Below are 25,968 nucleotides of genomic sequence, written 5' to 3'. Positions count from 1 at the left end.
GCGTGATTGAGCAGTCGCTGAGTCGCATCCGGCGAGCGGTCACCGGCTCGCTCGGCCAGCGTCCACCCGTTCTTGCGCTCCACGTCCGACAGCAGACCCCGCAGGTAGGCACCGGCCTGCGCACGCGGCTCCGGCCGGACGAATCGCGGCCCGATCCGCCAGACCACCTCTTCCAGACCAGCTGCCCAGCCCTCGACCTCGGCCACGCTGACATCTTCGGTCATCCAGCGACCGTCACCAGCCGCAGCGCCTCAACCTGGGAGACACGCCGAAGCCCACCAAATACGGTGCGGCTGTAGTACTAGCCCATGACCGCCAGCGCCGGTCCGGCGCTGCAGCAGCTCCACAGCGAGTTCGGGGACCGGGTGCAGTTCCTGACCCTGTACGTGCGCGAGGCGCATCCGGGCGACCACTACGTCCAGCCCCGCGACATGGAGACGAAAACCGCGCAGGCGCGGGCCTACGCCGAGCGCGACGGCATCCGCTGGCCGGTCGCCGTCGACGACGTAGACGGGACACTGCACCGCCGGCTCGATGACAAGCCCGATGCCGCCTACATCGTCGGGATCGACGGCAGGGTGCTGTTCCGGGGGCTGTGGGCCAACGAGCACGAACACCTGCGGGCAGCTCTGCACGCGGCAGCGGCTGGCCGGCAGGAACCGATCGGGCAGTCGGAGGCCAAGGGTCGTGCCCTGCTGCGGGGGACCGGCGCGATGTGGCAGACGTTGAGCGCGGCCGGCCCGGTCGCGCTGCGCGACGTGGCCCGGCAGGCACCGCCGATGTGGCTGTCGGCCCGGCTCGCGCACCTCGCGCGTCCGCTGCCTCCCCTGATCCGCGGAGCGATCGGAACCGCACTGCCGATGGTCGTCATGATCGGCCTCGCGCTGGCCTGGCGGCAGCGCCGGCGCACGTAGCGATCAGACTCGTCCCGGGCCGGCCTGTGGCACCGGCCGGGCAGCGTCCGGTCGGGTCGGGAGACGCCGCATGCAGCAACTCCGTTGCTGTGCCGGCGTGTGCCCCGTTGACCGGTCTTTTCGGCGGGGCGCCATCTTGTGCGCATGCCGAACGGAGCTGAGGTGGCGAGTCACCCAGGCCGAGGGACCAGTCGCGTGACCCCCGCCCTGATCACCCGTCGGGAGCGACCGGCCAATGACCCGGCGCAGCGGAATCGCCGGGACCGGGGACGGCTCCTGATCCGACTCGACGGCCAGGTCGCCATCGCCGCCATAGCTACACCCGCTGCCCGTCGACGGACGCGCAGCCACCCGCACGTTTCACGATGAAGTGGACGGTCGCCTCGCAGCTCGCAGCGGCCGGTTGTCCGGCGTGGACCGGTGGGCGGGTCGGGACTGCTGCGACGATTGGTCAGCCGGTCAGGCCGCCGAGCCGCAGGAGCAGGTCCCGCACGTCCGTGGCGGCCACGCGGTCGCGGGCGAGGGATGGGCCGGAGCAGATCAGGACAGGGCCGTCCCGAGGATCGTCGGGCAGCCGTCCGTGCCAGCCGCGGACCGGGGACGGGTCCGGCGGCACCACGTTCATGGTGTAGCGGAAGCCGAGCTTCTTGCGGGCAAGGGCGAGGCCGGCGCGGGCCTCGCATCAGACGCCACCAACCAATCCTGCGGCCGCCGACCGTCCCGCGTGCGAGAAGAACTTGCGGTTGTGTTACAGCTCACAGCGACCGGCTTTCGGCGTGCGACCGGGTGGGCAGTCGCGGACCCGGCTGTCAGACGTGCAGCCGTGTCGACGTGGGCCGTCGTCTCTTCGCGACCGTCCACCGAACAGGGGACGGTGCCGATCATGAAGAGGACAGGGAAGAGCAGGTTGGGCGCCGCCGCGGCGCTCGGGCTGTTCGGAACGGCCAGCGGCCTGGGCGCGACGGGGGCGGCAGCCGCGCCTGCATCACCGGCCGGCGAATTCGACCTCCCCGAGGGCTACCAGATCGAGCAGGTCGTCGGTGGGCTGCAGCTGCCCAGCTCGATCACCTGGGACGACGAAGGGCGCATGTACGTGGGCGAGGCCGGCAGCGGGCTCTTCCCCGAGCAGCTCGCACCCATCCGGATCCTCGAGGTCGCGAACGGGCAGGCGACGCCGGTCATCGAGCTCGACGAGGCGATCGAGCCCGCGCTGGTCGGCCTCAAGTGGCACGACGGCGCGTTCTACTTCACCCACCGGGCCGACGACCTCACCGGAGCGGTGTCACGCGCCACGCCCGACGGTGAGGTGGAGCTGTTGTTCCAGGGGATCCTCGACAGCCAGGCCGAGCACCAGATCAACGACATCGACGTGGGGCCCGACGGCCGGATGTACGTGTCGGTGGGGCCGGCCGGCAACGCCGGGGTGATGGGTCCCTCTGTCGCCCCCTGGGTCATGCGCAGCCCGGGCGTGCACACCACGCCGTGCGAGGACATCGTGCTGACCGGGCACAACTTCCAGACCCCGAACTTCCTGACCGAGGACCCGGACGACATGGTGCTCACCGGGGCCTACGTGCCGTTCGGCACCGCGACCGAGCCCGGGCAGGTGATCGAGGGTGTGGAGAAGTGCGGCGGGTCGATCCTGACCTTCGATCCGGACAACGCCGAGGAGACCATCGAGACCCACGCGTGGGGCTTCCGCAACCTGCTCGGCCTCACCTGGAACGAGGACGGCGAGATGTTCGCCGCCGAGAACGGCTACGACATTCGCGGGTCCCGCCCGGTGCAGGGCGAGATCGATGCGTCGCTGCGGGTTGAGCCCGGCCGCTGGTACGGGATACCGGAGTACTCCGCCAGCCGTGAACCGCTGACGGATCCCAAGTTCGAGCCACCGGACCAGTTCCAGGTGCCGGTGTTCCTCGGCACCGACGAGGAACTGGGGAAGATTCTCGGATCGGTCATCGATGTGGAGGCCAGCGGCCTTACCCCGCCCGACCCCGAGTGGGTTCTCGGACGGCACGAGTTCAACTCGTCCCCGTCGATGATCGACATCGCACCCGAGGGCTTCGGGGAGTTCGCCGGACAGATGTTCGTCGCCGAGTGGGGCGACCTGGCTCCGCCGACCAATCCGCTGCGCGAGGGGAATATCGGGCGCCAGGTCGTCGCGGTCGACACCGAGACCGGCGAGATCACCCCGTTCGTGAAGGGTGACCCCATCGCCCGCCCGTTCGACGTGCAGTTCGGCCCGGATGGCGCGATGTACATCGTCGACTACGGCATCGTGAACATCGACATGGAGATGAAGCCGCCGTACGCCTACCAGCCGGGCACCGGTGGCATCTGGAAGGTGACCCGGGTGCCGGTGGGTGGCGTCGACGCCGGCGGCGGCAGCACCGCCGGGGTCGAGTCGATGGGCCTGTTCCTCCTCGGCGGCACGGCTCTGGCCGGTGCCGCCGTCGCGGGCACCATGGCCATCCGCCGCCGCAGCGCTCAGGAGGCCTGAGCTCGGGCGCTCGGACGGCGGCCACTCGCGGTCCCCGTGGCCGTTGGCGCGGCCTCGCGTCAACGGCCACGGGGAGTGCTCACCGCCGGTGCCTCACCTGGGCTGCGAGCCCGGAGGCGGGCTACGTCACGGGGACCACCATCGTCGACGGGGCATGTCCCTCTACCCGAGGTTCGCCTGATCCCGCCGTTCAGTGCCGGCGCGTGACCCCGAGCAGGTCTGCTACGAAACCGAGGCTCGCCGGTACGGGGCAACCGGTCGCGTCGAGGATGTGGTTCATCATCTCGAAGTTCGCGCACACGCCGACTGCGGCGGCGGCCTGCCGCGGGCCGGCGGCACGGATCAGTGCGTCGCGGCTCTCGTCGAGCCGCTGGCCGGTCACCATGGCGGTCGCGAGATCGCGAAGTTCTGCCCCCCAGGGAAGGCCGGGGTCGATGCCGGTGTCGGTGACCGCGCGGAGATCCACGGCCGTCCCGGTCGTCTTCTGCACACTCGCACGGAGCATGTTGCCGTGGGCAATCAGCTAGTAGAAGCAGTCGTTGAGCAGCGAGACGCGCGCGGCCAGCAGCTCCATCTGCGCACGGGACAGCACGTCCTGGTACGCCAGATCCGCCATCTGCTCGGTGCTCAGGTAGAGCTGGGCGTGGAGCTGGTCCCGAGCCTCCTCCTCGGCGGGTACCGCGGACAGGGCGTACCGGGCGCCGTCCTCGGGATAGGTGGGCACGAAGGCGTTCCGCCACCGGACCTGACCGTTGCGCTCCCCTGTGGGCTCTCCCGGCTCAGGGTCGGGGAGGGCCTCCTCGTGGGATCCGACCCCGCGGACATAGGCGTCCACTGCCGCCAGCCGGCTGACGACGCCCACGACCTCGACGTACTCCTCGATCGCCATGCCCTGGTCACGCAGGTCGGAGACCCATTCCCGGGTGACGAGGTCTGCGGCGGCCGACACGGACTGCGCGACCTCGGTCAGCAGGGCGGGAAGTCCCGCGTCCGCATCGCTGAACGTGCGTGCGGCCCGCGCCTCCCGGGCGACGGCCACGCGTTCCGGTCCTGACAGCCATGTGCCAGGCGCCGCCAGTCGCGCCCATTCGCGGCGCAGCTCAGCGCGGACCCCGTCCGGTAGTGGCAGCACGGCGTCGGTCAACTCGAAGGCCACGTGCAACACCCTTGCGCATCGGTTCCGTCAGCGCCGACCGAGTCGACGCCCAGTGCCGGGCCGCTCCGGCAGTTCAGGAGACGCCGCGTTCGCTCTCCAGCAGGCGCAGCAAGACCTCGCTGAGCGTGGGGAAGGCGGGCGCGGCGTGCCACAGGGTGTCGATCGGCACCTGGCCGACGATCGCGATGGTCGCTGCGTGCAGCAGTCCCCCGACGCCGGGGCCGACGAAGGTCGCGCCGACCAGCAGCCGGCGGTCGGCATCGCTGACCAGCTGCGCGCTGCCGTGGACGCCCTTGCCGGCCAGGGCGCCCGCGGCTGTGGCGCCGATGTCGTAGCGGGCGGTCCGCACGTCGATTCCCGCCTCGCGGCTGCCCCTCGGTCGTGCCGACGGCGGCCACCTGGGGATCGGTGGAGGTCACGCGGGGCACGGCCACGTGGTCGGCCCAGGCCTGCCGGGCGCGTCCGGCGATGTTGTCGCCGACGAGCCGGGCCTGGTACTTGTCCTGGTGAATCAGCAGCGCCCGGCCGTACACGTCCCCGGCGGCGTGCAGCCAGCCGCCGTCCACGCCCGGACTCATCTCGAGCGACACGTTCATCCCGCTGGATGTCGTGACCCACACCGCCGAGGACAGGGTCTACGTCGACGTCCCCGAGCTGGTCATCGGCAAGCTTCCCTGGAACGAGCGGCCGTCGGCCGAGGCGACCCGGTCCAGGTACGGCCTACCGGCTCGCCGCGTCGAGAAGCTCTACCGCAGCCACGCGCCCTCGCAGTCCGCCACCGTCCAGCCGTAGCTCGTGCAGGGGCGCTAGGTCACCGGGTCCCCTCGCTCACATGGACGTCGAGACGCGCGTCATCGAAGCAGAGCAGCCCGCCGACGGCTTCGGCGTCGTGCATGGGCTCGAGGTAGCTCCAGACGACGTCATCGTCGAATCGTTCGCCGTCCCGCAGTGTCCGGTACTGCGCGACGCCCTTGTACGGGCACCTCGTCGCGGTGTAGCTCGGGGCCAGCAGGTCGGTGCGAACGTCCTCGGCCGGCAGGTACCACCGGGGCGGCAGGCCGCTCTCCAGCAGCATGCGCGGCTGCGTCGAGTCGGCGACGACGGTGTCCCCCCAGCGCACGACCACGTGACGGGAGCTGCGTAGCACGTCGATCCGGTGATAGGGGTCGCGCGGATGGACGAAGACCTCTTCGTCCTCCTCGAACCAGGCGTCCATCGCGTCCCAGTCGAACGCGACGAGACCGGCCACGCCCGCTAGCGACGACGGCGGCTGCTCGTAGGAGTAGGCGCCGTCCTCCGCCGTCCGCTCGCCCACCGACACCGTCCAGTGCGAGGCCTCGCCGAGGCCGGGGGCGTTCACCTTCGTGTCGCTGGGCGTGAACAGGTCGGTCCGGACGTCCTCGCGGGGGAAGAGGTAGATCGGTGTCTGGCCCGACAGGTGGAGCAGGCGCACGCCGGTGCTGTCGGCGACGGTCTCCTCGCCCAGGCGCACGCGGACCCGGCGCGGGGAGGGCTCGAGGTAGAGGACGTGCTCGGGCGGCGCCGGGTCGAAGTTGAAGGTTCCGGACGGCGTGGAGCCGAAGGGTGCGCTGCCGATCGTCAAGGCCATGTGGTCCCGCTACCCGCCGACGGACGTCGTCACCCGGGCAGGCGGATGATCAGTCGCCGTCCACCGTCTCCAGCATGCCCGTGGCCTGCCCGACCTCGATGAGGTGACCGTCCGGGTCGCGCACGTACGCGCGGATCTCCTGGCCGTGGTCCTTCGGCTCGGTGAGGAACTCGACGCCTTTCGCCGTCCAGTTCCGGTACACCGCGGCGATGTCGGCGACACGGACGTTGAGGAAGGCGCTGGTCCGCCGGGGGTCCTGCGGCAGAACGAGGCTCACGTCGGGCTTGTCGTCGGTCGGACCACCGGCCTCGTTGAGGATCAGCCAGCTGTTGGCCGCACGGAGCATCACCGGATCGCGCTCGTGCACCACCTGCGCGCCGAAGACGTCGCGGTACCACTCCCGCGAGCGGTCCTGATCGCCGACCACCAGGAAGTGGGTCAGCACGAAGCCTTCCCTTGGCGCGGGCAGTTCGTCTCGTGCGGGCATGTCGACCTCCTCGACGTACGGGCCCCGGACAGGGCCGTCCGGTCGACCCTTCCCCGCAACTGGCATCCGCATGCGGCCACGGACCACGGGGTCGCCGGGGCAGAGCGGCGGCGGTGGGACTTCTCCGCGGTGACAATCGAGCGCTCGGGGGGCCGTCGGGCGAGCCGTGCCTCCTTCCGACGGGAGTCGGGACCTTCGAGGGCGCCACGGGGAGCTTGAACGGCCGCCACGTCAGCAGAGCATCCAGCCTCCACCCGTCCTGCCGCAGTTCCCGATGCGCCGGACGTCCTGTGGCCGGGCGAGACCACGTCGGTCTGCCCCTGCACGCATGCGGCGCGCTACGGGCACGTCGTCGTCGACGGGCGGCGGCACGAGGATGCGGCGTGCCGCTGTCGCGATCCACTGCTGGAGGCGCTGCCGGCTGCCGGGGACCGGTCGTCGGACGGTGATCGGGACGGAGCCTGAGGTCGCCCCCCGAGTCGAGGTCAGCCCAGCTGCTCGGCGAGGTCGGTCAGGCCGGCGGCGCGCAGTGACGGCGCCGTGAAGGACGACGGGTACGGGCTTCCGGCCCGGTCGATCCACGCGGTGGCCAGTCCGGCGCGGGCGGCGCCGTCGATGTCCCAGGGGTGGACGGCGACGAGCAGCATGTCGGCCGGGTCGGTGTCGCAGGTCCGGGCGGCGTACTCGTAGGCGCGGCGTGCCGGCTTCCAGGCGCCGGCGTCCTCCACGGACAGCAGCGCGTCGAACTGGTCGCGGATGCCGGCGCCGGTGAGCAGCTGCTCCGACACGGAGGTGGAGCCGTTGGTGAGGGTGACCAGCCGCCGCCCCGGCGTCCGGAGGGCCCGGACGCCGTCCGGGACGTCGGGGTGGACGCCCAGTTCGGTGAAGCCGCTCATGACGTGGTCGACGGCGGCGTCGGTGTCCCGGTCGAGGTCCACGCCGCGCAGCACCGTGCGCAGGGCCGCGGCCCCGAGTTCGGCGAAGGGGCGGGACGCGCCGGCGGCGGTGAGGGCGAACCCGTCGCGCAGCAGCGTGGCGAACCACAGCGTGGCCAGGTGGGGAGGTGCTCCGACGTCGGCGAACCGCTGAGACATCGGGCTCATGTCGGACAGGGTCTCGTTGACGTCGAAGACGATGACGGACGGCGAGAGGGTCAACACAGGTTCCTCGGGCTCGGCGGTGTGGGGCATCACTCGGGTGCGCTGCTGGAGGCCACCAGCACGAGCACCCGGGGCAGGGTGGTCATGTAGGCACCCAGGACGGCGGCCATGCCCGGGCGGGCGTCGTCGAGGCCGGCCTGCTCCAGCGCGATGGGGTCGGCGACGACCTGCCAGGGCAGGTGCCGGGCGGCGTCGACCGCTCTGTGCTGCAGGTCGTCGGCGGCGGCACGGGTGGCAGGCACCTGAGGGCCCAGGTGGTCCCAGGCCGCCTCCAGGAGGCCGCCGTCGGCGAGGCTGCGCCAGATGCTGTTGACGACGGGCGTGTCGAGGGCGGCGCGGATCTGGCCGTAGAGCTCCGGCGCGGGTGCGTCGGCCGGCGAGGGAGCGGGGCTCGCTGGCCGCACCGGGCGGGCTTCGAGAGCCTGACCGGGCGCGGGCGGGGCGTGGAGCTCCCCGTCGAGCGCGAGCCGGAGGCCGGCGGCCAGCAGGAGCATCCGGCTCAGCGGACCGGTGAACCCGGCCAGCGCACCGCGGACATCGGCGTCGGCCGGAGGGGTCGTGATCTCCCGCGCCGACGTCAGGAGGTTCTGTGCCGACTGCGCGAACGACGGGTCCGGCAGCACTCCGGCGGCCTGCTCGTGGGCGAGCACGAGGTAGCCGGGGCAGAGCGCCAGCGACTTGAACAGGCTGGGCACGAACGGCATGCCGTCCAGCAGGTGGGCGTAGACGGCGGCGACGGCGCCGGTCGCCTCCGACTCCTCCACCATCGGGTAGCCCACGAACCCGCCGGCGTCACCGCCCACCGGGATCTCCTTCGCGCGCAGGACCCGTCCCGATCAGCTCGTTGATGGCCGCCGCGATCACCTCGGGATGGTCCTCGGGGGTGAAGTGCTTGCCGCCGGGGATGGGCTGCAGCTCCGTGCCCAGGTCGTCCGCGAGGCGGCGACCGTACTCGACCTTCTGGAACTGGTCGGCCTCGCCCCACACCACGCGGGCGGGGAGGCCGAGCGAGGGCAGCTGGTCGGCGACGGCGATCGTGTCCTCGACCCGCAGGTAGCTCACCTGGCGCATCAGGCTCCGGGCGGCGCCGTGGGTGACGTAGTGCTGCCAGTGCACACCGATGGATTCCAGCGCCCGCTCCCGGTCGTCGTGGCCGCGGTGGATCAGCTGGACCAGGGAGGGGTAGAGCGCGGTCTCGGGCAGGTACCGCAGAACCGGTGCGGCCCGCTGCATCGCCTTCACGCTGGGGATCGGCCAGGAGTCGTAGCAGACGGCGTTGGTCAGCACGATCCCGGAGAACCGGCCGGGCGCCCGGGCGGCGGCGATCTGCGCGACCCCGCCGCCGAGGTCGTGGCCGACGAGAACCGGTGACTCCGCGCCGACCAGATCCAGCCAGCGCAGCAGCCGGTCGGCCTGGGCGGACAGGCCGAGGTCGCGGCCCTCGCCGTCGGGGATGGAGCTGCCGTAGCCGGCCATCTCCAGCGCGAGGGACCGGCCGCTGACCAGCGGCATCACGTGGCGCCACAGCCGGGGCGAGGTCGGGATGCCGTGGACCAGGACGACGTGCGCGCCCTCGCCGTGCTCCAGCCAGCGGATCGGCTCGCCGTCCAGCAGGTCCTCGTGCAGGTGCAGCCCCAGCCCGTTCACGACCGACCCACCAGGCGACGGAGGGCGGCACGCGCCTCGGGCAGCGCCAGCGGGAGGGTGGCCAGCTGGGCCGCCGCGGCCACGGTGCACCAGGAGCACACCTTGCGGTGCTTGGTGACCTGCTCGGCGAACAGGTAGATGCCGCCGCCGGCGTCCGCGGCGGTCTTCGCGGCCAGCGCCAGCGGCACCCACGGTGCTGTCCGGGCCCGGTCCCGGTCGCCCATCCCGGCGAGGGCCAGGGTCACACCGGCACTGAGCAGGCCGAGCGCGGCATCCGGGGTCCTGAACTGCTGGTAGGCCTCGCCGGCGGCGTCGACCGCGTCGGCGTCGAGGAAGGGCAGGGGTGGCTCGGGCACCCGGCGCAGCAACCCGAACTGGTACAGCCCGACCACCCCGAGCGCGAAGCTCGCGAGGGAGGTGAGGCCCGCGATGCGGCGGCGCTGCTCGAGGAAGTCCCCGGCGCCGCGCCGGAGATCGTCGCTGACCCGTTCGGCCGCCGCCGAACTCGACCGGCCGACCCCGCCCGGATCCGGTCGGACCGTGGCCGCCGGCGGGCCGGCGGGGTGTCTCCTCGCAGTGGTGCGCACGTCGGTGTCCTCCTGTGCTCGGCTGTACCGGGCCATGCCCCGTGCTGCGGTCGTGAACCGCGGTCGGCCGCCTTTCCCGACACGGCAGCTCCCTGGCTGCCGGACCGGCGGCTCAGAGGCCCGGAGCGGGTGGGACGTCGAGGTCGGTCTGCACCAGGTGGTTGAAGTGGTTGGTGAACAGGTTCAGCGCGATGTGGACCGATGCCTCGGTGGCCTCTGCGTCGCTCCAGCCGGCGGCCAGGGTGAGCAGCGCGTCCTCGGGGGGCTGGGCAACCCACCGGCCGAGGCATCCTGAGGCCGGGCGGGCATGGAAGGGTCCGACCGAGTCGGGGCCGGGGTCGAGGAGGGGGTGCCGCGTGCGAGCGCTGGAGCGGATCGGCGGCAGCATCGGCATCGGCATCGGCATCGGCATCGGCATCGGCGTCGGCGTCGACCCTTCCGTGGCGGGCTCGCCGTCCTTCCTGGCCGACACCGCGCCCTCCGGGCTCGCCGCCCACCTCCGCCCGCCGCAGTGAGCGACCACAGCCGTCCTCCGCCGGACCGGGCCGTCGAGGTCGGGGCGGGCCCATCGGGGACCCCGCGCCGGGCTCCCGGACGATTCGTGTGGGGCCGCCTCGCCGGGCTGCTGGTCGTCGTCGCGACGGCGGTGGCCGTCGCACTCGCGGTCGGGCTGCCTGACGTCGAGCGGCTGCGGGCCGAGGTCGCAGCGCTCGGGCCGGCGGCTCCCGCGGTGTTCGTCGTGGTCTACGCGCTGGCGACTCTCGCACCCCTGCCGAAGAACGTGCTCACCGCTGCGGCAGGTGTCCTGTTCGGCTTCGTCGGCGCAGTGCTCCTCGTCCTGCTGGCTGCCCTGCTGGGAGCCCTGGCCGCCTTCGCGCTGGGGCGGAAGCTGGGGCGCGATGCGGTCGAACGGCTGACCGGGACCCGGGTGGCCCGCGTCGACGCACTGCTGAGCCGGCACGGTTTCCTCGCGGTTCTCGGCGTGCGCCTGGTGCCCGCGCTGCCCTTCACCGCCATCAACTACGCGGCGGGGTTGACCGCCATCGGCAGCCGCGACTACGTGGTCGGCACGGCGCTCGGGATCATCCCCGGGACGATCGCCTTCGCAGCTCTCGGCGCGTACGGGACCGCGCCGGGGTCGTGGCCGTTCGTCGTGGCCGTGCTGGTCCTCGTCGTGCTGAGCGTCGCCGGCGCGGCCGTGGTCCGCCGCCACCGCCGGGGGAACCGGGAGGCGTGAGCCCTCGCAGCGCCGGACGGCGACCCGGCCCGCGCTCCGGGCGGCCGGTGGGCCGATCCGCTCCGTGGACGACGAGCTGTGACGACGTCCTGACCCCGGCCTGACAGGATCCGGGGGTGGACCTGGGGCGATGGACCGAGCTGTTCCGCGCCGACGCCGGGAAGCTGTCCCCCCAGGAGATGCAGATCCGGGACGCGGCGTGGATCGCGCGGTGCGTCGGCCGAGGCGGAACGGCGCCCCTGGGTCCTCAGGACGTCGCCGCCCTGGCCAGCCGGATCTCGTCCGTCACGTTCCAGCGGGGTGAACGGGTGTTCGGCGACGGGGGCGGTGCGAGGCCGGGCGTCTGCATCGTCCGTTCCGGGCACCTCGAGCTCGGTGTCGTGACGCCGCGGGGCAAGGTGGTCGTCGGTGTGCTGCGTCCGGGGGACGTCGACGGCGACGTGCCGCTGCTGCTCGGGATCCCCGTGCCGTACGCGGCTCACGCGCTCGACGATGCCGTCTGCCTCATGCTGTCCGCGAACGACTTCGAGTCGCTCCTCGACCGGCATCCCGGGGTGTCCCGGCGCTGGTTGTCCAGCGTCGCGCAGCGCCTCGCCACCAGCCACGGACGGCTGATCTCCTTGCTGGGGCGTCCGCTCCTGGCTCAGCTGGCGGGGCTGCTCGTGGAGGAGGCGGAGGAGGGGACCGTCCGGCTGCCGCAGCGCACCCTGGCGGCGATGCTGGGTGTGGCCAGGCCTTCTCTCAACAAGGTGCTCAAGGACCTCGAGCGCCGGGGCTACGTGAGGGTCGGCTACGGCACCATCGAGGTCCTCGACGAACGTGGCCTGGTGGCGGTGCGTGACGTCTGAGGGGCGGCCCGCCGGGCCACACCGGTCGGACCGTGGTCAGGAGGGGGAGCGGGCTGACGTGGCGGATCATCAGCGTCGGCCCGGGATGCGCACCGTGCTGGCTCAGCCGGACTTCCGGCGGCTGTGGACGGCGCGCACCGTCAGCCAGTGGGGTGACGTCTTCAGCTTCGTCGCCCTGGCCATCCTGATCTACCGGCTGACCGGCTCAGGGCTCGGCGTGGCCGGCGTCGTCGTCGCCGAGATCATCCCCGTGCTGCTGCTCGCCCCGCTCGCAGGCGTCCTCGTCGACCGGCTGCCCCGCATCACCGTGATGGTGGCCGCCGACGTGTTCCGGGCCGCCCTCGCCGGCGTGCTGGTGGTCTGGCACGACGACCCGCTGGTCGTCTACGCGGTCGCCTTCGGCCTGTCGGCCGGTGCGGCGTTCTTCAACCCGGCCGCCAACAGCGTGCTGCCCTCGGTGGTGGCCGACCGGGAGATCGTCGCGGCCAACAGCGCCGTCTGGACCGCGGCTGTGCTGTCACAGGTCGTCCTCGCGCCGCTGGCCGGAGGCCTGGTCGCTCTGGTGGGTCCTGGCTGGGCCTTCGGCGTCAACGCCGCGAGCTTCGTCGCCTCGGCGCTGGCGCTGCGCGGCTTGCGGCTGGTCGAGCCGCCGGGGGAGGTCGGTCGACGCCGGCTGCTCGCCGACGCCCGCGAGGGCCTGGCCCTGGTCGGGCGCGACCGGTTGCTGCGTGCCCTGGCCATCGGCCAGCTGCTCGCCGCGCTGTCGGCCGGCGCGACCAGCGCACTGCTGGTCGTCCTGGCCGCCGAGCACCTGGGCGCGCCGGCCGGCGCCTACGGAATCCTGGTCGGCGCGATCGGCGTGGGCGCAGCCCTGGGTCCCGCCCTGCTGCTGCGGCTGATCCCCGATCCGCGCCGCCCGCTGTACGTCTTCGGCCCCTACGTGCTGCGCGGCCTGGTCGACCTGGTGCTCGCCTCGGTCCGTTCCCTGCCGGTCGCCGCCGCCACGCTCGCCGTGTACGGCATCGGGACCTCCACCGGCGCCGTCACGTTCAACAGCCTGCTGCAGTCGCACCTCACCGACCGCACCCGGGGACGGGTCTTCGCGCTGATGGACCTGCTCTGGCAGACCGGGCGCCTGGCGAGCCTCGGCGTCGGCGGGCTGCTCGCCGACACCCTCGGCATCCGCGCCGTCTACTACGTGGGCGGCGCCTTGTTGCTGCTCGCCGCCGCAGTCGGCTTCACCGCCAGCCGCAGCTTCACCACCGGACCGGATCTTCCGAGGTGACCATGGCACCCCCGTCCGAGCGCCTGATCGAGAGCCGGTGGCGACCACGGGCGCCGTGCCCCGCGCGTCTACCCCGGTACCGCACCAGGCGTCGGCCGGCCCCGCAGCCGTGGGCCCATGCGGCCAGGGTGCGGGTCAGAGGCCGAGGTACCGGGTGACAGCCACCTCGACCTCGTCGAGTTCGTCGCGGTGGAGGAAGAAGGCGGGCTCTCCCTCGAGGTAGCGCACGTCGATGCTGCGCATCTGATCGACGAGAAACCGGGTCAGGACACCGCCCAACTCGATCTCAGGCCGGAAGACGGCCGGCTGCGCCTGTGTCGATGTCGGGACGACCGTGGCGACGCTCCAGGCCATGTCGGTCGGGCTCAGGACCAGTCCGTAGCGCCGGCCGCGTTGCTCGTGACCACGACGCGCTGCCCCGAGGTCGACGCGGTAGACAGCGCCGCGGATCACCAGGCGTCGGCCTCGCCGGACAGGTCCTCGTCCGCCAGCCGCTCGGCGTCGGCGCGTGCTCGTGCCAGCCATGCCTCGCGGTCCAGGAGGCGGAGCGCGCGGCGGATGACGTCGGCGGTGTGCTCGTCGGACCGCATCGCCGCGCGGATGATCCGCTCGTCCTCCTCGGTGGGGCGGAAACCGATGGTCTTGCTCACGCGGTGATGTTAGACAGTCGTTCAACAGTTGTGCAACGGTCAAGCGGGCGTCAGGGCCAGGGCGCCGACGTGTACCGATGCCCTCGTTCGGGTGGGCCGGAGCAGACGAGCTCGTGTCGGCGACCCTTCACCCGCGCCGAGATCAGCGGACGCCCCGCTGCTGGTCCCCGTGCCCTTCGACCGCCCGCGCCGCGTGGACGGGAGTCCCTGGGGAGCGGCCAGCCCCTGCGGCTCGGCGGGGTCGCCGGGGTTCAGTGGATCGAGGACAGGCGCGGATCCCGCGCCGTCCCAGAGTCACTGCGACGCCACGGGCGTCGTCGGAGCAGCGAGAAGCAACCATGCCAGGCCGGCCCTGGCAGGACGGCCGCCTTCGTCCTGGACTCGTGGGCCTGCCGCGGCTGCGACCCCGCAGCGTCCGGCCCTCCACGCCCCACCCGGTGGGCTGTTCACGGCCCGTCAAGGCAGCAGGCTGTCTTCCAGTGTGGTGCGCAGCCAGCGCTCGTACCGGTCCGGTGGCCAGCCGCAGTGCACCCGGAACATGTGGTGCAGCTCGGGGCTGGTGAGGGCCCACAGGACGTCCGCTGCCTCGTCCACCGGCATCGCGTCCCGCAGGGAACCGTTCGACGCGATCCATCCCGCAACGGTCGTCATGGCCTGCCGCCGCTGGCGCAGGTGCAGATCATCGCGCAGGGCCCCGACGTCGGCATCGACCGCGGCAGCGCTGCGCAGCATGGCATCGACCGGAGCGATCCGCTCCAGCTGGCCGAGGATGCCGTGGGCGAACGCCGCGATCTGCCGACGCTGGTCGGTCTCGGCCCGCATGGCCTGCGGTTCCGGTCTGTCCAGCAGTGGGAGGTCGGCGTCGTCACCACCCACGACGGTGTCCAGCGCCGCCTGCAGAAGGCGGCGCTTCGAGCCGAAGAGGTGGAACACGGTGTCGACCGACACCTCGGCCTCGCTGGCGACCGCGGCCAGGGTCGTGCCGGCGTAGCCCCTTGCGAGAAACAGGTCGATGGCCGCCGCGACGACCCGGCGCCGGGTTCTCCTCGCCCGCTCGGTACGCAGCTGGGAGCGGTAGGGCCGCCGGTTGACAGGGTCCGCCACGGGGAGCACGCTACCCATATTCGTCCTAGTGCAACTAGGACCGAAATGATGAGAGGTGCCGCATGAGCACCGGATACGCCATCGCCTATCGGCTGGGCATCACCCCGTGGGAGCGCGCCGGACGGGAGGCGGCGGGCCAGTTCACCGCTCTGTTGTCCCGGGAGGAGGCCGAGCGGATCCCGCCGTACGGACGCGCCCTCGACCTGGGCTGCGGGACCGGTGCGCACTCCCTGGAACTGGCCCAGAGGGGGTGGGTGGTGACCGGGATCGATGCCGTGGGCGCCGCCGTGCACCAGGCCCGGGCGCGCGCGGCCGAGCAGGAGGTCGACGTCAGGTTCCTGGAGGGCGACGTCACTGCCCTGCGGCGGGCCGACGTGGGCGAGATCGGCTTCTTCCTCGACGTCGGATGCTTCCACGGGTTGACGGACAGCCAGCGGGCGGCGATGGGGGACGGGGTCACCGCCGTCGCCGCCCCCGGCGCGACGCTGCTCCTGCTCGCCTTCCGGCCCGGACGGCGCCCGCTCCTGCCGCGCGGTGCTGGCCGCGGCGACGTCGAGACCGCCTTTCCCGGCTGGATCCTTGCCGACGAGGTGCTCGCCGACGTGAGTGGGATGCCCGGCCCGCTCAGGCGGACCGTGCCGTGCTGGTACCGCCTGCGGAGAGCGTGACGGCGGAGCAGGCGGTCGCCGTGGCGGTGGGTGATTGCCGCGAGCCCGTCCTGCGGCACGATCTCGGTGTGCCGACCCTCCGCATCGCCCAGGACGACGCCGCCGACGAGTTCTCGGCCGCGACCCGCTCGCGCTGCTGATCGGGATGCTGCTGGACCAGCACATGCGTCGACGAAGCAGCGGGGCGGCCCGTCACCCCGGCGCACGCGCCGTCCGGTAGAGCCGTGCGGCCTCGCTACGACGGGCACCGTAGCCAGGTGACCGGTGGGGTCAGCCGGCGAGCGGAAGTCGGATGATCAGCCGGGCACCGGGTGCGGCGTCCTCGATGCTGACCTCCCCGCCGTGCTGCAGGACGACGTCGCGGACGATCGCCAGGCCCAGGCCGGTTCCGCCGGCATCGCGGCTGCGGGCGTCGTCGAGGCGGGTGAAGCGGTCGAACACCTGCGTGCGCTGGTCGGCGGGGATGCCATGACCGTCGTCGGTCACGGTGAGCACCGCCCGGTCGGCCGCGGTGAGCTCGACGGCCACGGTGGTGCGGGCGTGCCGGAGCGCGTTGTCGAGCAGGTTCTGGACGACCCGGATGAGAGCATCCCGGTTCCCGGCGACCCGGGCACCGGACACCGCGGAGATGTCGAGGCGCAGCGCGGTGTGCGCACGGACGCGGTCGACCGTCTCCAGGACGATCTCGTCGAGGTCGACCTCATCGCGGGCGAGCGGCACACGGGCGTCGATCCTGGCCAGGCGGAGGAGGTCGTCGACCAGCCGGGACAGTCGCTGGGCGTCCTCGGTCAGCGCCGGAAGCCGGCTGCGCCACGACGGGTCGTCGTGCAGTGCGGCGACCTCGAGCTGGGTGCGCAGGGAGGCCAGCGGGCTGCGGATCTCGTGGGCGGCGTCGGCGACGAACTCCCGCTGTCGTCGGGTGGCGGCCTCGGCCCGGCCGAGCAGCGCGTTGAACGTGACCGCGAGCCGGGCGAGTTCGTCTCCGCCGGCGGGGACGGCGAGCCGCCGGTCGAGTGCGTCGCCGGGGATGTCGGCGGCCTGCCGGCGGAGCGCCTCCACCGGGCGGAGCGCCCGCCCGGCCAGCAGCCACGTCAGGACGGCGAGGGCGACGATCACCGCCGGCGCGCCGATGGCGAGCGCGGAGATCAGCTCCTCGACGCTCTCCTCGGCGTCGTCCAGCGGCAGACCGACCTGGACGAGCACGCGCTGCCCGTCCGGTGCGGGGACCGGGAGGGTGAGCACGCGGTAGGGCTCGTCCTGCTCACCGGGCAGGGCGAGCCCTTGCTGGGTGACCACCTCGAGGCCGGTACCTACCGGGGTCCTCAGCAGCGGCCTGCCGTCCGGCAGCTCCACGGAGGAGGCCAGGACGGCTCCATCTTCGCCGAGGACGTGCACGACCTCGTCGTCGTCGCCGGCGAGCGACGACTCCACCGACCTGCCGGAGACGATCGCCGCGGTCACGTTCTCCGCCCGGTCGAGCGCCGTGTCGTCGATGCTCGCCACCAGTGCGGACTCCAGCCGGACGGTGAGCAGCACGGCCGCCAGCGTGATCGCTGCTGCGATGACCACGACCGCGGCCGCGGTCAGCCGCGCGCGCAGGGAGCGGCTTCGCACCCAGCCGGTCAGGCCGCGCGGTCGTCGGGTGTTCATCCGCCGGTGGCCTCGATGCGGTAGCCGACGCCGCGCACGGTCTCGATGCTCTTGCAGCCGAAGGGGGCGTCGATCTTGCGCCGGAGGTAGCCGACGTAGACCTCGACGATGTTCGGATCGCCGGCGAAGTTCTCGTCCCACACCTCGGCCAGCAGCTCGGACTTCGCCACCGCGTCACCCGCCCGCCGCATCAGGTGCTCGAGCAGCGCGAACTCCCGGGCGGTCAACGACAGCTCGGTGTCCCCGCGCCGCACCCGGTGCGCGGCCGGGTCCAGGACGAGGTCGCCCACGACCAGCTGCGCCGGTCGCTCGGGGACTCCCCGCCGCACGAGTGCACGCAGTCGGGCCACCAGGACGACGAACGGGAACGGCTTGGTGAGGTAGTCGTCGGCGCCCAGGTCGAGCGCATCGGCGATGTCGTACTCACCGTCCTTCGCCGTCAGCATCAGCACCGGCGTCCACACCTGGCGGGCCCGGAGCTCGCGCAGCACGTCGTACCCGGAGCGGCCCGGCAGCATGATGTCCAGGACGACGGCGCCGTAGCCGCCCAGCAGCGCCCGGTCCAGACCGGTCACGCCGTCGCCGGCGACGTCCACCGAGAAGCCCTCGGCGTGCAGGCCACGGGCCACGGCGGCCGCCAGGTTCCGCTCGTCCTCGATCACCAGCACCCGCACCCGCGCACCCCCTTCGAGCGTCAGTGTCCGTTCTGCCAGACCGGTGCTGAGAAGCAGCTGAGAGGGACGGGCCGGTTCCTCCCCGCTTCTCAGCATCCGCTCAGCGGGACCGGTCGACACTGGGTGGTGCCCCCGACGGGGGGTCGTCCCGAACCCTGGAGGAGAGATGAAGAAGAGCACCCGATGGACCGTCGGCGGCGCCGCGGCCGTCTTCGTGCTGGCCGGCGGGGGTGGCGTGGCCCTCGCCACCGCAGGTGACGACGAGGACGCGCGCCCCGACGTCGCCATCACCGGCGACGCGCTGGAGCAGGCCAGCGAGGCCGCCCTCGCGCATCTCGGCGAGGGTGAGGTCACCGACACCGAGGTCGGCGACGAGGAGGGCTACTACGAGGTCGAGGTCACCCTCGACGACGGCGACCAGGTCGACGTCCACCTCGACGAGGACTTCGCCGTGCTCGGCGACGAGCGCGACGGCGAGGAGCCCGGCGCCGACGACTGATCGCCGGCGCACCGGAGCCATGCAGCAACCGACCCTGGAGGAGACGACGTGAACAGCAAGGTCAAGGGCGCCACCCTCGGCGCCGCGGCCCTCGCCGCGGTGGTCATCGGCGGGGCGCAGATCGCACAGGCGGAGAACGACGCTCTTCCGCAGGCAGACGCCGTCGTCGGCGAGGACGGCACCGAGGTGCCCGAGGACGACGCCGGCGAGGAGGACGAGCAGGTCACCGGACCGGATCGCGACGAGGCCGGTGCCGCCGCTCTGGAGGCGGCCGGGCCCGGGACCGTCACCGAGGTCGAGGTCGCCGACGAGGGCGACACCGGCTACGAGGTGGAGGTCCGGCTCGACGACGGAAGCTTCGTCGAGGTCTCGCTCGACGAAGCATTCTCGGTCGTCTCCGTCGAGGACGACGACGACTGATGGGGCCTACCGAGCCCGCTGGTCTCCGGCAGGTCCGGCACACGGCACCGACTGCGCCGGGATGGTCCTACGGCACCATCTGCATGTGCCGATCCTCCGCATAGCCCAGCATGACGCCGCCGACGAGCTGCTGAGCCGTGATCCGCTCGCGCTCCTGATCGGGATGCTGCTCGACCAGCAGTTCCCGATGGAGCGCGCCTTCGGGGCTCCGCGGCTGCTGGCCGACCGGCTCGGCGTCGACACCCTCTCGGCCGAGCAGCTCGCGGCGATGGACCCCGAGGAGCTGGTGCGGGTCTTCCAGGGGCCGCCGGCGCTGCACCGGTACCCGGGGTCGATGGCCGGCCGGGCGCAGGAGGTGTGCCGGGCGCTCGTCCAGCGGTACGACGGCCGGGTCGAGGGGCTGTGGGACGACGGCTGCGACGGCGCCACCCTGCTGAAGCGGCTCACCGGCCTCCCCGGCTTCGGTGCGCAGAAGTCGAAGATCTTCCTCGCCCTGCTGGGCAAGCAGTACGGGGTCACCCCGTCCGGCTGGCGGGAGGCGGCCGGCGACTACGGGACCGACGGTTCCCGGCGCTCGGTCGCCGACATCACCGGCCCGGAGTCGCTGGCCGAGGTGCGGGCGTTCAAGCAGGAGCAGAAGCAGGCGGCGAAGGCGGCGAAGCAGGCCCCGGCGGGCTGACCGGGGCACCTGCACCGGGCCCCGCGCGGTGGCACCATGGCAGTGGTCCGGGAGCCGGCGGGGTCGAACCCGCGGACACCGGCCAGCGGAGGGAAGGGTGCCCGTGGCCTCGAGCCAGCAGTTCCCGCGATCGCGCAAGCCCGAGCCGGTGCTCATCACCGAGGCCGCCCCGAGCCTGGCCGACCAGCAGGCCGCCCGTAAGCGGCGGTACGCCATCACGATGGCGATCCGTGGCGTCGCGCTCATCCTGGCCGCCGTCTTCTACAAGGTCGTCTGGTTGATGATCATCCTGGCGATCCTGGGCACGGTGCTGCCGTGGATCGCCGTCGTCATGGCCAACGACCGGCCGCCGAAGCCGCGGACCCGCCTCCAGGGCGTCGACGCGCGCCCCGACCGCGTCCTGGAGAACCCAGCCCGGACCGGGCGGATCATCGAGGGATGAGCGTCCCGGCCGGCGCCTGCGTCCGGTAACGCCGGGTCGGGTCAGCGTGCGCCGGGGCTGCGGACCACCTCGGCGGCGCAGGCCAGCCCTGCGTCCAGCGCCTCCGCGGGGGAGCGGTGCGGGTCGGCCAGCCACGCGGCGAGCAGGCCGGCAGCGAACGCGTCCCCGGCCCCGGTCGTGTCCACGACCGTCGCCGGCCGGGCCGGCCGGTGCACGAGCTCGTCGCCCGCCGCCCACAGCGCACCCTCGGCTCCGAGGGTGACGACGGCGACCGGGTGCCGGGCGGCGAGGGCCCGGGCCGCCTCGGTGACGTCCGCGCAGCCGGTCAGCAGCCGGGCCTCGTCGGCGTTGGGCAGCACGAGGGTCGCGGCGGCGGTGTCCGCCAGCCACCGGTCCACCCCGTAGCCGCGCAGCGGGCCGGTCGAGGCCGGGTCGACCGAGACGGTGCACCCGGCCGCCGCGGCCGCACGCAGCGCGGCCAGGCCGGCGTCGCGGGGCCCCGGGTCGAGCAGGGTGTAGCCGGACAGGTGCAGGTGGCCGCCCGGCGCGGGGGTGGGGACGTCGGCCGGGCGCAGCGCCAGGTTCGCGCCGCGGTCGGCGAGCATGCTGCGCTGCCCGTCGGGTTCGACCAGGCTGACGATCGTGCCGGTCGCCGCGCTCGGCACGGTGCGCACCGCCAGCTCCACCCCGGCCGCCGCCAGCTCGGCGGTCAGCCCCGCACCGGCGGCGTCGTCCCCGATGCAGCCGGCCAGCACCACCGGCGTCCCCAGGCGCGCCAGGTGCGCCGCCACGTTGGCGCCCGCGCCACCGCCGCGGCTGACGATGCGTGCCGGCCGGTCCGACCCCGGGGCCGGCTCCCCGGAGAGGACGGCGACGACGTCGGTGGCGACGTCGCCGACCACGACGACCGGGGGCGGCACGGTCGCGCTCAGGCCGCGCGGGCGGCCAGAGCCGCGGCGATCCGGCCGGCGAGCTCGGCGTTGCGCAGGACCAGCCGGACGTTCACCTCGAGCGTGGCGCCGTCGCTGGCCCGGTGCAGGTGGTCGAGCACGAAGGGGGTGACGTCCTTGCCGCGCGCCCCGGCCGCGCCCGCCGCGGCGAGGGCGTCGGCGATGACCCGGTCGTGCAGCTCCCGGTCCAGCTGCTGGTCGGCCGGCAGCGGGTTGGCCACCACCACCGCCCCGGGCGCCAGCCCGCGGCGGGCCGCGAACACCGCGGCGGCCTGCTCGGGGTCGGCGACCGACCAGTCGACCGTCGAGCCCGAGTCCGCGACGTAGAAGCCGGGGAAGGTGGTGGTGCCGTACCCGACCACGGTGACCGAGAGCGACTCGAGCCGTTCCAGCGTCGCCGGGACGTCGAGGATCGACTTCACACCCGCGCAGACCACCACCAGCGAGGTGCGGGACAGGGCGGTCAGGTCGGCGGACTCGTCGAAGGTCTCGACCGACTGGCGGTGCACCCCGCCCAGACCGCCGGTGGCGAACACGCTCACCCCGGCCGCCTCGGCCAGCAGCGCGGTGCTGGACACGGTCGTCGCACCGCTCATCCCGAGCGCGGCGGCCACCGGCAGGTCGCGGACCCCCAGCTTGGCCAGGTCCGGGTCCGCGCAGACGCGGTCGACCTGGGCGGCGGTCAGCCCGACGTGCGGGGTGCCGTCGAGCACGGCGATGGTGGCCGGGACGGCGCCGCCGGACCGGACCGCGGCCTCGACATCGTCCGCGGCCGCCCGGTTGTCGGGCCGGGGGAGCCCGTGGGCGAGCAGCGTGCTCTCCAGCGCGACCACCGGCCGACCGGCGGCCAGGGCGTCGGCGACCTCGGGGGACAGGACCGGGCGGGGAGCGGTGATCGGCAGCGGCACCCTGTCATCATGGTCGGCGGGTACGGGAGCACCGTGGTGCCCCCCGCCGCACCACTCGACCGTCGAGCAGGGAGCGCGTCATGAGCAGCAGCGACATCCTCGAGCGGCCGGACGTCCGCGACTCCGACACCGGCAACGCCAACGAGGTCTTCCACTACGTCAAGAAGAACAAGATCGCCGAGAGCGCCGTCATGGGCACCCTCGTCGAGGCGCTGTGCGGCGAGGTCTTCCCCGTGACCAAGAGCCCGAAGCCCGGCAGCCCGGTGTGCCCGGCCTGCAAGGAGGTCTACAACCAGCTCAAAAAGGACTGAGTGACCTGTCGTCCCGAGTGGGCCCCGGAGGGGTCCGCGTAGGGACGACGAACGCGCTCAGCGCAGCCGGGACGGCACCTGGCCGCGGTGCGGTCCGGAGGACCGCAGTGTCATGGGTCCGCGCAGGGACGACGCAGCGGCTCCGCGCAGCAGGGGCACGGCACCTGGCCGCGGTGTCGTCCGGAGGACGACGGTGTCACCGCGTCATCGCAGGCCCAGCCGGCGCGCCTCCTCCTCGAGCTTGGCCTGCCGCCGCTCCTGGCGCCGGCGCCCGTGGCGGCGCAGCGGTGCCGGCCAGCGCGCGTGGATGGTGGCGTTGAGCTCCGCGCCCAGCAGCACCGCCATGCCGAACAGGAAGCAGAACAGCAGCGCGCCGATGGGTGCGGCCAGCGCGCCGTAGGGCAGGGCCACGGTCAGGATGTCGCTGACGTAGGCCCGCAGCAGCAGCGCGGCCACCAGGAAGAAGCCGAGGCTGAGCACCGCGCCGGGCAGCTGCCGCCGCCAGGGCAGCCGGTGCGGCAGGACGACGTGGAAGAAGCTGGTGAGGGCGAGCAGCATCCCGATCACCACGATGGGCCAGTAGACGGCGTTGATGAGCATGTCCGTCGTGTCCCGCCAGTCCTGCGGCACGAGACCGACCAGCCGGCCGCGTCCCAGCACCAGCAGCGGCAGCGTCAGCACCGCGAGGAGCAGCCCGACGACGAAGAGCCAGAGCGCCTTCAGCCGGGTGCGGATCGGTCCGCGCACGTCGCGCTGGTCGTAGGCGATGACGATCGTGTTCATGAAGGTCGCCGTCGCCGACGACCCCGCCCACAGGGAGAGCAGGAAACCCACGCTGACCAGCTCCAGCCGGCCGGAGCCGAGGATGTCGGTCAGCGTCGGCCGCACCAGGCCGTCGACGACGTCGGCGGTGAGCACCTGCGCCGACGCGTCGAGCAGCTGCTCCTCGATCTGGGCGACGGCGTCCCCGCCGATGAGCGAGCCCAGGTAGCCCAGCGAGCCCAGCAGACCGATGAGCAGCGGTGGCACCGACAGGATCTGCCAGAACGCCGCCTCGGCGGACAGCCCGATGATGCGGTCCTGCCACGCCTTGGCCAGCGTGCGGCCGAGCACCTGCAGGGGGACCCGCAGCGCGGCCGGCCACCGGCGCAGCCGGGACGGTCGTGGCACGTCGGCCCGCGTCGCCCCCGGTGCGCCGGCACGTTCGTCGGGCTCGTCCGCACCGACCCCGGCGGGCGAGCCGCTGGGGAGGACGGCGCTCACCTGCCCAGTGTGCATGTCAGGGCACGCTCCGACCGGTGGGGTGCCGCGCACGGCACCCCACCGGGTCGGGTCGGAACGCGACGTCAGGCCGCCCGTGGGCGCGCCGGGCGCCGGCCGCCGGGTGCCGGCGCGCCGCCCGGGGCAGTGCCCTCGGGGCCGGGTGCGGGCGGCTCCGCCGGCACGCAGTTGATCACCGGCTCGGCGGCGTAGCGGGTGCGGAAGTCCTCGCGCTTGATCTCCGCGCCGGTGCCCAGGTCGCGGAAGACGCGGGTGACGGTGATGTCGAAGCCGGTCGAGCCCGACTGCGGCTCGCAGGTGGGGCTGTCCGGCTTGTTCTGCACGACCGGCTCGCGGAAGTTGTAGCGCTCGCTGCTGATCGACTGGATCTCGTAGCGCTTGGTCCCGTAGAAGGTGACCGTGATCGTCCCGGGGGTCCACGCCGTGTCGACGTAGACGGCGGTGTCGCCGTCGTTGCGCCACTTGAGGTCGATCGAGTCGTAGTAGACCGTCGCCTCGCGGCCGGCCGGGTAGCGGCTGATGTAGTAGCTGTGCGGCTTGTGGAAGACGTCCTCGAGGCCGGCGAAGAAGACGGCGTTGAACATCGTGGTGGCGAACTGGCTGATGCCGCCGCCCACGGCGGTGGTGAACTCGCCGTTGTTGATGACGCCGGCCTCCACATAGCCCTGCGCGAGGCCGCGCGGCCCGGTGAAGCCGTTCAGGCTGAAGGTCTCCCCGGGCATGATGATCGCGCCGTCGACCTCCTCCGCGACCACCCGGATGTTCGTGCCGCTGGCCGGGTTGCCGATGTTCGTGGTGAAGCTGGAGATCTCCTCCCGGATGCCGATGGCCTCGGCCTCCTGGGTGGTGAACTCCGCCGGCACGGGTCCCAGCTCCGCGGTGACGGTCCGCGGCGCCTCCTCGGTCAGGACCGGCAGCAGCTGCTCGGCCAGCCGGGCCGGCGCGATGCCGGTGCCGTCGACCGACGGGACGACGCTGACCGCGTCACCCGACACCTCGAACGTCGCGTCCTCCGCCGGGGTGCCGAAGACCGAGAGCTCGTCGCCGAGAGTCGTCTGCAGCGCCTCGGGGTCCAGCCCGACGGCGAGCTCGCCGTCGTCCTGGGGCGTGAAGGTCAGGGAGCCGGCGATGGCGGTGACGGGCACCTCGACGGAGGTGGCGCCGTCCTGGCTCACGACCTCCACCGGCGCCGACAGGGCCGGGGTGACGGTCTCCTCGAGGACGCGCCCGGCCTCCTCGGCGTCGACGCGCACGGGGGTCACGTCCACGGGCAGCTCGATCGGCGTGCTCGGGTCGCCCCCGGAGGCCAGCGCGTCGGTGATCGCGTCCGCCGCGCCCTCGCGGTCCAGCGTCCGGCCGTCCACCGGCTCCACGACCGACGGGGTGGTGCCGTCGATGGCGATGGTGGCGTCCTGCGGGGCGCGGTCGACCTGCGAGGCGATGCCCTCGATCTGGGCCTGCAGCGCCGTCTCCTCCCCGGTGATGACCGGCTCCACCTCGCGGTCGGAGAAGAGGGTGACCAGGCGGGTCCACGGGTTGAGCGGCTGCTCCTCGGCGGCGTCCACGGTGCTCGGGACGTCGAGGGTGATGCCCGCCGTGGCGGGGGAGAGGGTGCCCGTCACGTCGGCGGCGGTGACGGTGTGGTCGGCGACCACCCGAGGGGTGAGTCGCTCCTCCAGCCGCTGGGCGGCCGACGCCGGGGTGAGCCCCCCGACGTCGACCCCGGCCACGACCGTGTTGCGCGGCACCTCACCGGAGGCCACCAGCAGGTCGGCGCCGTAGAGCACGGCCAGCGCCGCGAGGACGCCCGCGGGGATCAGCGTCGTGCGGCGACGCCACCAGGGCCCGCGGGGCGCCCCCCGGCGGTCGTCACCGGGTGGCGGCGGGCCGTCGGTGCCCCCGTCGCCGGTGTGCACGGGCACGGTGGCCATGGTCTCGCGGTGCTCCACCGGGGGGATGACGGCGGTGCCGGCGGGGTCGTCGGCCACCGGGCCGTCCGCGTCCTGCTGGATGCGGCGGGTGCTGTCCGCCTGCTCCGCCGGGCCGGGCTCGGCGGAGGGCGTCTCCGCGGAGGGCGTGTCCGCGGTGGCCGTCTCCGCGGTGGCCGTCTCCGCGGTGGCCGGTGAGGCGGCAGGAGCGCCGCGCTGCCAGTCGCGGCCCACCGGGCGGGTGTCGTCCGGTGCGGCCTCGTACCCCGGCGTCTGGCCGGTCGGCGGCGGTGGCCCGTCCCCGCCGTCGGGACGCATGCGCACCGTCTCGTCGGGTGCGGGGTGGTGCTGGGACATGGGGGTTTCCTCCG

Annotated in this window: 33 protein-coding genes and 1 pseudogene; 14 read left to right on the top strand and 20 right to left on the bottom strand. The window is 73.3% G+C overall.

Annotated elements, in window-relative coordinates:
- Nucleotides 1-224, bottom strand: a pseudogene (locus BMW62_RS22170) (IS701 family transposase); the annotation flags it as partial.
- An 84-nt stretch (nt 225-308) separates the two neighbouring features.
- Here BMW62_RS22170 and BMW62_RS09620 point away from each other — a divergent pair.
- Nucleotides 309-914 carry a thioredoxin domain-containing protein gene (locus tag BMW62_RS09620; protein ID WP_091930624.1) on the top strand — a complete coding sequence of 202 codons (606 nt, stop codon included), beginning with the start codon at nt 309-311 and terminating at the stop codon, nt 912-914.
- Between the two features lie 883 nt (nt 915-1,797).
- On the top strand, nt 1,798-3,417 hold the full coding sequence (locus tag BMW62_RS09610; protein ID WP_091930623.1) for a PQQ-dependent sugar dehydrogenase: 1,620 nt from the start codon (nt 1,798-1,800) through the stop codon (nt 3,415-3,417).
- Between the two features lie 190 nt (nt 3,418-3,607).
- Here BMW62_RS09610 and BMW62_RS09605 read toward each other — a convergent pair whose 3' ends face one another.
- The 3 genes from BMW62_RS09605 to BMW62_RS22945 all read right to left on the bottom strand — a co-directional run bounded on the left by BMW62_RS09605 (nt 3,608) and on the right by BMW62_RS22945 (nt 4,928).
- Nucleotides 3,608-3,907, bottom strand: a complete 300-nt coding sequence (locus BMW62_RS09605) for a hypothetical protein (RefSeq protein ID WP_139206230.1) — start codon at nt 3,905-3,907, stop codon at nt 3,608-3,610.
- Between the two features lie 33 nt (nt 3,908-3,940).
- The gene (locus tag BMW62_RS09600) at nt 3,941-4,456 is read right to left on the bottom strand and encodes a hypothetical protein (RefSeq protein WP_091930621.1); all 516 of its coding nucleotides are present in this window, start codon (nt 4,454-4,456) and stop codon (nt 3,941-3,943) included.
- Between the two features lie 190 nt (nt 4,457-4,646).
- Nucleotides 4,647-4,928 carry a hypothetical protein gene (locus BMW62_RS22945; RefSeq protein WP_280138634.1) on the bottom strand — a complete coding sequence of 94 codons (282 nt, stop codon included), beginning with the start codon at nt 4,926-4,928 and terminating at the stop codon, nt 4,647-4,649.
- Between the two features lie 254 nt (nt 4,929-5,182).
- Here BMW62_RS22945 and BMW62_RS09590 point away from each other — a divergent pair, with 254 nt between their 5' ends.
- Nucleotides 5,183-5,365, top strand: coding sequence for a hypothetical protein (locus BMW62_RS09590; protein ID WP_091930620.1), 183 nt, complete (start codon nt 5,183-5,185; stop codon nt 5,363-5,365).
- A 19-nt stretch (nt 5,366-5,384) separates the two neighbouring features.
- On the opposite strand, the gene BMW62_RS09585 is transcribed toward BMW62_RS09590, so the two are convergent.
- The 7 genes from BMW62_RS09585 to BMW62_RS22940 all read right to left on the bottom strand — a co-directional run bounded on the left by BMW62_RS09585 (nt 5,385) and on the right by BMW62_RS22940 (nt 10,451).
- Complete coding sequence (locus tag BMW62_RS09585) at nt 5,385-6,182, bottom strand: DUF427 domain-containing protein (protein WP_091930619.1); 798 nt, start codon at nt 6,180-6,182, stop codon at nt 5,385-5,387.
- A gap of 49 nt (nt 6,183-6,231) precedes the next feature.
- Nucleotides 6,232-6,669 carry a VOC family protein gene (locus BMW62_RS09580; RefSeq protein WP_091930618.1) on the bottom strand — a complete coding sequence of 146 codons (438 nt, stop codon included), beginning with the start codon at nt 6,667-6,669 and terminating at the stop codon, nt 6,232-6,234.
- Between the two features lie 485 nt (nt 6,670-7,154).
- On the bottom strand, nt 7,155-7,826 hold the full coding sequence (locus BMW62_RS09575) for a haloacid dehalogenase type II (RefSeq protein WP_211435063.1): 672 nt from the start codon (nt 7,824-7,826) through the stop codon (nt 7,155-7,157).
- 32 nt (nt 7,827-7,858) lie between these two features.
- Nucleotides 7,859-8,632, bottom strand: a complete 774-nt coding sequence (locus BMW62_RS09570; RefSeq protein ID WP_091930617.1) for a hypothetical protein — start codon at nt 8,630-8,632, stop codon at nt 7,859-7,861.
- Nucleotides 8,622-9,476 (bottom strand): alpha/beta fold hydrolase, encoded by an 855-nt coding sequence (locus BMW62_RS09565; RefSeq protein ID WP_091930616.1) that lies wholly within the window; start codon nt 9,474-9,476, stop codon nt 8,622-8,624. Before BMW62_RS09565 ends, BMW62_RS09570 begins: the two co-directional genes overlap by 11 nt.
- A complete protein-coding gene (locus BMW62_RS09560; protein ID WP_211435062.1) occupies nt 9,473-10,063 on the bottom strand; it encodes a vitamin K epoxide reductase family protein in 591 nt (196 codons plus the stop codon). The genes BMW62_RS09565 and BMW62_RS09560 overlap by 4 nt, the downstream gene beginning before the upstream one ends.
- Nucleotides 10,064-10,175: 112 nt before the next feature.
- The gene (locus tag BMW62_RS22940; protein WP_211435061.1) at nt 10,176-10,451 is read right to left on the bottom strand and encodes a carboxymuconolactone decarboxylase family protein; all 276 of its coding nucleotides are present in this window, start codon (nt 10,449-10,451) and stop codon (nt 10,176-10,178) included.
- Between BMW62_RS22940 and BMW62_RS22600 the strand changes: the two genes are divergently transcribed.
- The 4 genes from BMW62_RS22600 (at nt 10,420) to BMW62_RS09540 (ending at nt 13,433) form a co-directional block, all read left to right on the top strand.
- Nucleotides 10,420-10,578 carry a hypothetical protein gene (locus BMW62_RS22600; protein ID WP_170852306.1) on the top strand — a complete coding sequence of 53 codons (159 nt, stop codon included), beginning with the start codon at nt 10,420-10,422 and terminating at the stop codon, nt 10,576-10,578. The genes BMW62_RS22940 and BMW62_RS22600 overlap by 32 nt on opposite strands.
- Before the next feature lie 86 nt (nt 10,579-10,664).
- On the top strand, nt 10,665-11,300 hold the full coding sequence (locus tag BMW62_RS09550; RefSeq protein ID WP_170852305.1) for a TVP38/TMEM64 family protein: 636 nt from the start codon (nt 10,665-10,667) through the stop codon (nt 11,298-11,300).
- 116 nt (nt 11,301-11,416) lie between these two features.
- Nucleotides 11,417-12,148 carry a Crp/Fnr family transcriptional regulator gene (locus tag BMW62_RS09545; RefSeq protein WP_211435060.1) on the top strand — a complete coding sequence of 244 codons (732 nt, stop codon included), beginning with the start codon at nt 11,417-11,419 and terminating at the stop codon, nt 12,146-12,148.
- An 85-nt stretch (nt 12,149-12,233) separates the two neighbouring features.
- Nucleotides 12,234-13,433: an MFS transporter gene (locus BMW62_RS09540; RefSeq protein ID WP_091930613.1), complete on the top strand. Its 1,200-nt coding sequence runs from the start codon at nt 12,234-12,236 to the stop codon at nt 13,431-13,433.
- A gap of 135 nt (nt 13,434-13,568) precedes the next feature.
- Here BMW62_RS09540 and BMW62_RS09535 read toward each other — a convergent pair whose 3' ends face one another.
- From BMW62_RS09535 to BMW62_RS09525, 3 genes are all read right to left on the bottom strand, one after another.
- Complete coding sequence (locus tag BMW62_RS09535; protein WP_091930612.1) at nt 13,569-13,886, bottom strand: type II toxin-antitoxin system PemK/MazF family toxin; 318 nt, start codon at nt 13,884-13,886, stop codon at nt 13,569-13,571.
- On the bottom strand, nt 13,883-14,083 hold the full coding sequence (locus BMW62_RS09530; RefSeq protein ID WP_091930611.1) for a hypothetical protein: 201 nt from the start codon (nt 14,081-14,083) through the stop codon (nt 13,883-13,885). Before BMW62_RS09530 ends, BMW62_RS09535 begins: the two co-directional genes overlap by 4 nt.
- A gap of 456 nt (nt 14,084-14,539) precedes the next feature.
- Nucleotides 14,540-15,196: a TetR/AcrR family transcriptional regulator gene (locus tag BMW62_RS09525; protein ID WP_170852304.1), complete on the bottom strand. Its 657-nt coding sequence runs from the start codon at nt 15,194-15,196 to the stop codon at nt 14,540-14,542.
- Nucleotides 15,197-15,249: 53 nt separating this feature from the next.
- Between BMW62_RS09525 and BMW62_RS09520 the strand changes: the two genes are divergently transcribed.
- Together BMW62_RS09520 and BMW62_RS22595 are read left to right on the top strand one after the other, a co-directional pair.
- Nucleotides 15,250-15,855, top strand: a complete 606-nt coding sequence (locus BMW62_RS09520) for a class I SAM-dependent methyltransferase (protein WP_091930609.1) — start codon at nt 15,250-15,252, stop codon at nt 15,853-15,855.
- Complete coding sequence (locus tag BMW62_RS22595; RefSeq protein ID WP_170852303.1) at nt 15,852-15,995, top strand: hypothetical protein; 144 nt, start codon at nt 15,852-15,854, stop codon at nt 15,993-15,995. Before BMW62_RS09520 ends, BMW62_RS22595 begins: the two co-directional genes overlap by 4 nt.
- A 130-nt stretch (nt 15,996-16,125) precedes the next feature.
- On the opposite strand, the gene BMW62_RS09515 is transcribed toward BMW62_RS22595, so the two are convergent.
- Entirely contained in the window at nt 16,126-17,505 is a 1,380-nt protein-coding gene (locus BMW62_RS09515) for a sensor histidine kinase (protein WP_091930608.1), read from the bottom strand.
- The gene (locus BMW62_RS09510) at nt 17,502-18,179 is read right to left on the bottom strand and encodes a response regulator transcription factor (RefSeq protein WP_091930607.1); all 678 of its coding nucleotides are present in this window, start codon (nt 18,177-18,179) and stop codon (nt 17,502-17,504) included. Before BMW62_RS09510 ends, BMW62_RS09515 begins: the two co-directional genes overlap by 4 nt.
- A gap of 166 nt (nt 18,180-18,345) precedes the next feature.
- Here BMW62_RS09510 and BMW62_RS09505 point away from each other — a divergent pair, with 166 nt between their 5' ends.
- From BMW62_RS09505 to BMW62_RS09490, 4 genes are all read left to right on the top strand, one after another.
- Nucleotides 18,346-18,678: a PepSY domain-containing protein gene (locus BMW62_RS09505; RefSeq protein WP_091930606.1), complete on the top strand. Its 333-nt coding sequence runs from the start codon at nt 18,346-18,348 to the stop codon at nt 18,676-18,678.
- A 48-nt stretch (nt 18,679-18,726) separates the two neighbouring features.
- Nucleotides 18,727-19,098: a PepSY domain-containing protein gene (locus BMW62_RS09500; RefSeq protein WP_091930605.1), complete on the top strand. Its 372-nt coding sequence runs from the start codon at nt 18,727-18,729 to the stop codon at nt 19,096-19,098.
- Between the two features lie 85 nt (nt 19,099-19,183).
- Nucleotides 19,184-19,777: an HhH-GPD-type base excision DNA repair protein gene (locus BMW62_RS09495; RefSeq protein WP_211435059.1), complete on the top strand. Its 594-nt coding sequence runs from the start codon at nt 19,184-19,186 to the stop codon at nt 19,775-19,777.
- Nucleotides 19,778-19,874: 97 nt separating this feature from the next.
- Nucleotides 19,875-20,219, top strand: coding sequence for a DUF3099 domain-containing protein (locus BMW62_RS09490; protein WP_244523934.1), 345 nt, complete (start codon nt 19,875-19,877; stop codon nt 20,217-20,219).
- A gap of 41 nt (nt 20,220-20,260) precedes the next feature.
- Here the strand turns inward: BMW62_RS09490 and BMW62_RS09485 are convergent, their stop codons facing one another.
- Both BMW62_RS09485 and BMW62_RS09480 read right to left on the bottom strand, forming a co-directional pair.
- Entirely contained in the window at nt 20,261-21,139 is an 879-nt protein-coding gene (locus tag BMW62_RS09485) for a carbohydrate kinase family protein (RefSeq protein ID WP_091930603.1), read from the bottom strand.
- An 8-nt stretch (nt 21,140-21,147) separates the two neighbouring features.
- Nucleotides 21,148-22,077, bottom strand: a complete 930-nt coding sequence (locus BMW62_RS09480) for a pseudouridine-5'-phosphate glycosidase (protein WP_211435058.1) — start codon at nt 22,075-22,077, stop codon at nt 21,148-21,150.
- A gap of 80 nt (nt 22,078-22,157) precedes the next feature.
- Between BMW62_RS09480 and BMW62_RS09475 the strand changes: the two genes are divergently transcribed.
- Nucleotides 22,158-22,388: a DUF3039 domain-containing protein gene (locus BMW62_RS09475; protein WP_091930602.1), complete on the top strand. Its 231-nt coding sequence runs from the start codon at nt 22,158-22,160 to the stop codon at nt 22,386-22,388.
- Between the two features lie 204 nt (nt 22,389-22,592).
- On the opposite strand, the gene BMW62_RS09470 is transcribed toward BMW62_RS09475, so the two are convergent.
- On the bottom strand, nt 22,593-23,651 hold the full coding sequence (locus BMW62_RS09470) for a YihY/virulence factor BrkB family protein (protein WP_244523933.1): 1,059 nt from the start codon (nt 23,649-23,651) through the stop codon (nt 22,593-22,595).
- An 83-nt stretch (nt 23,652-23,734) separates the two neighbouring features.
- Nucleotides 23,735-25,954, bottom strand: a complete 2,220-nt coding sequence (locus tag BMW62_RS09465; protein WP_091930600.1) for a VanW family protein — start codon at nt 25,952-25,954, stop codon at nt 23,735-23,737.
- Between the last annotated feature and the right edge of the window lie 14 nt (nt 25,955-25,968).

This window comes from Blastococcus sp. DSM 46786, assembly GCF_900109665.1.
Lineage (GTDB): Bacteria > Actinomycetota > Actinomycetes > Mycobacteriales > Geodermatophilaceae > Blastococcus > Blastococcus carthaginiensis.
Note: the sequence above shows the minus strand (reverse complement) of the source record. Positions and strands in the feature narration are given on the sequence as shown.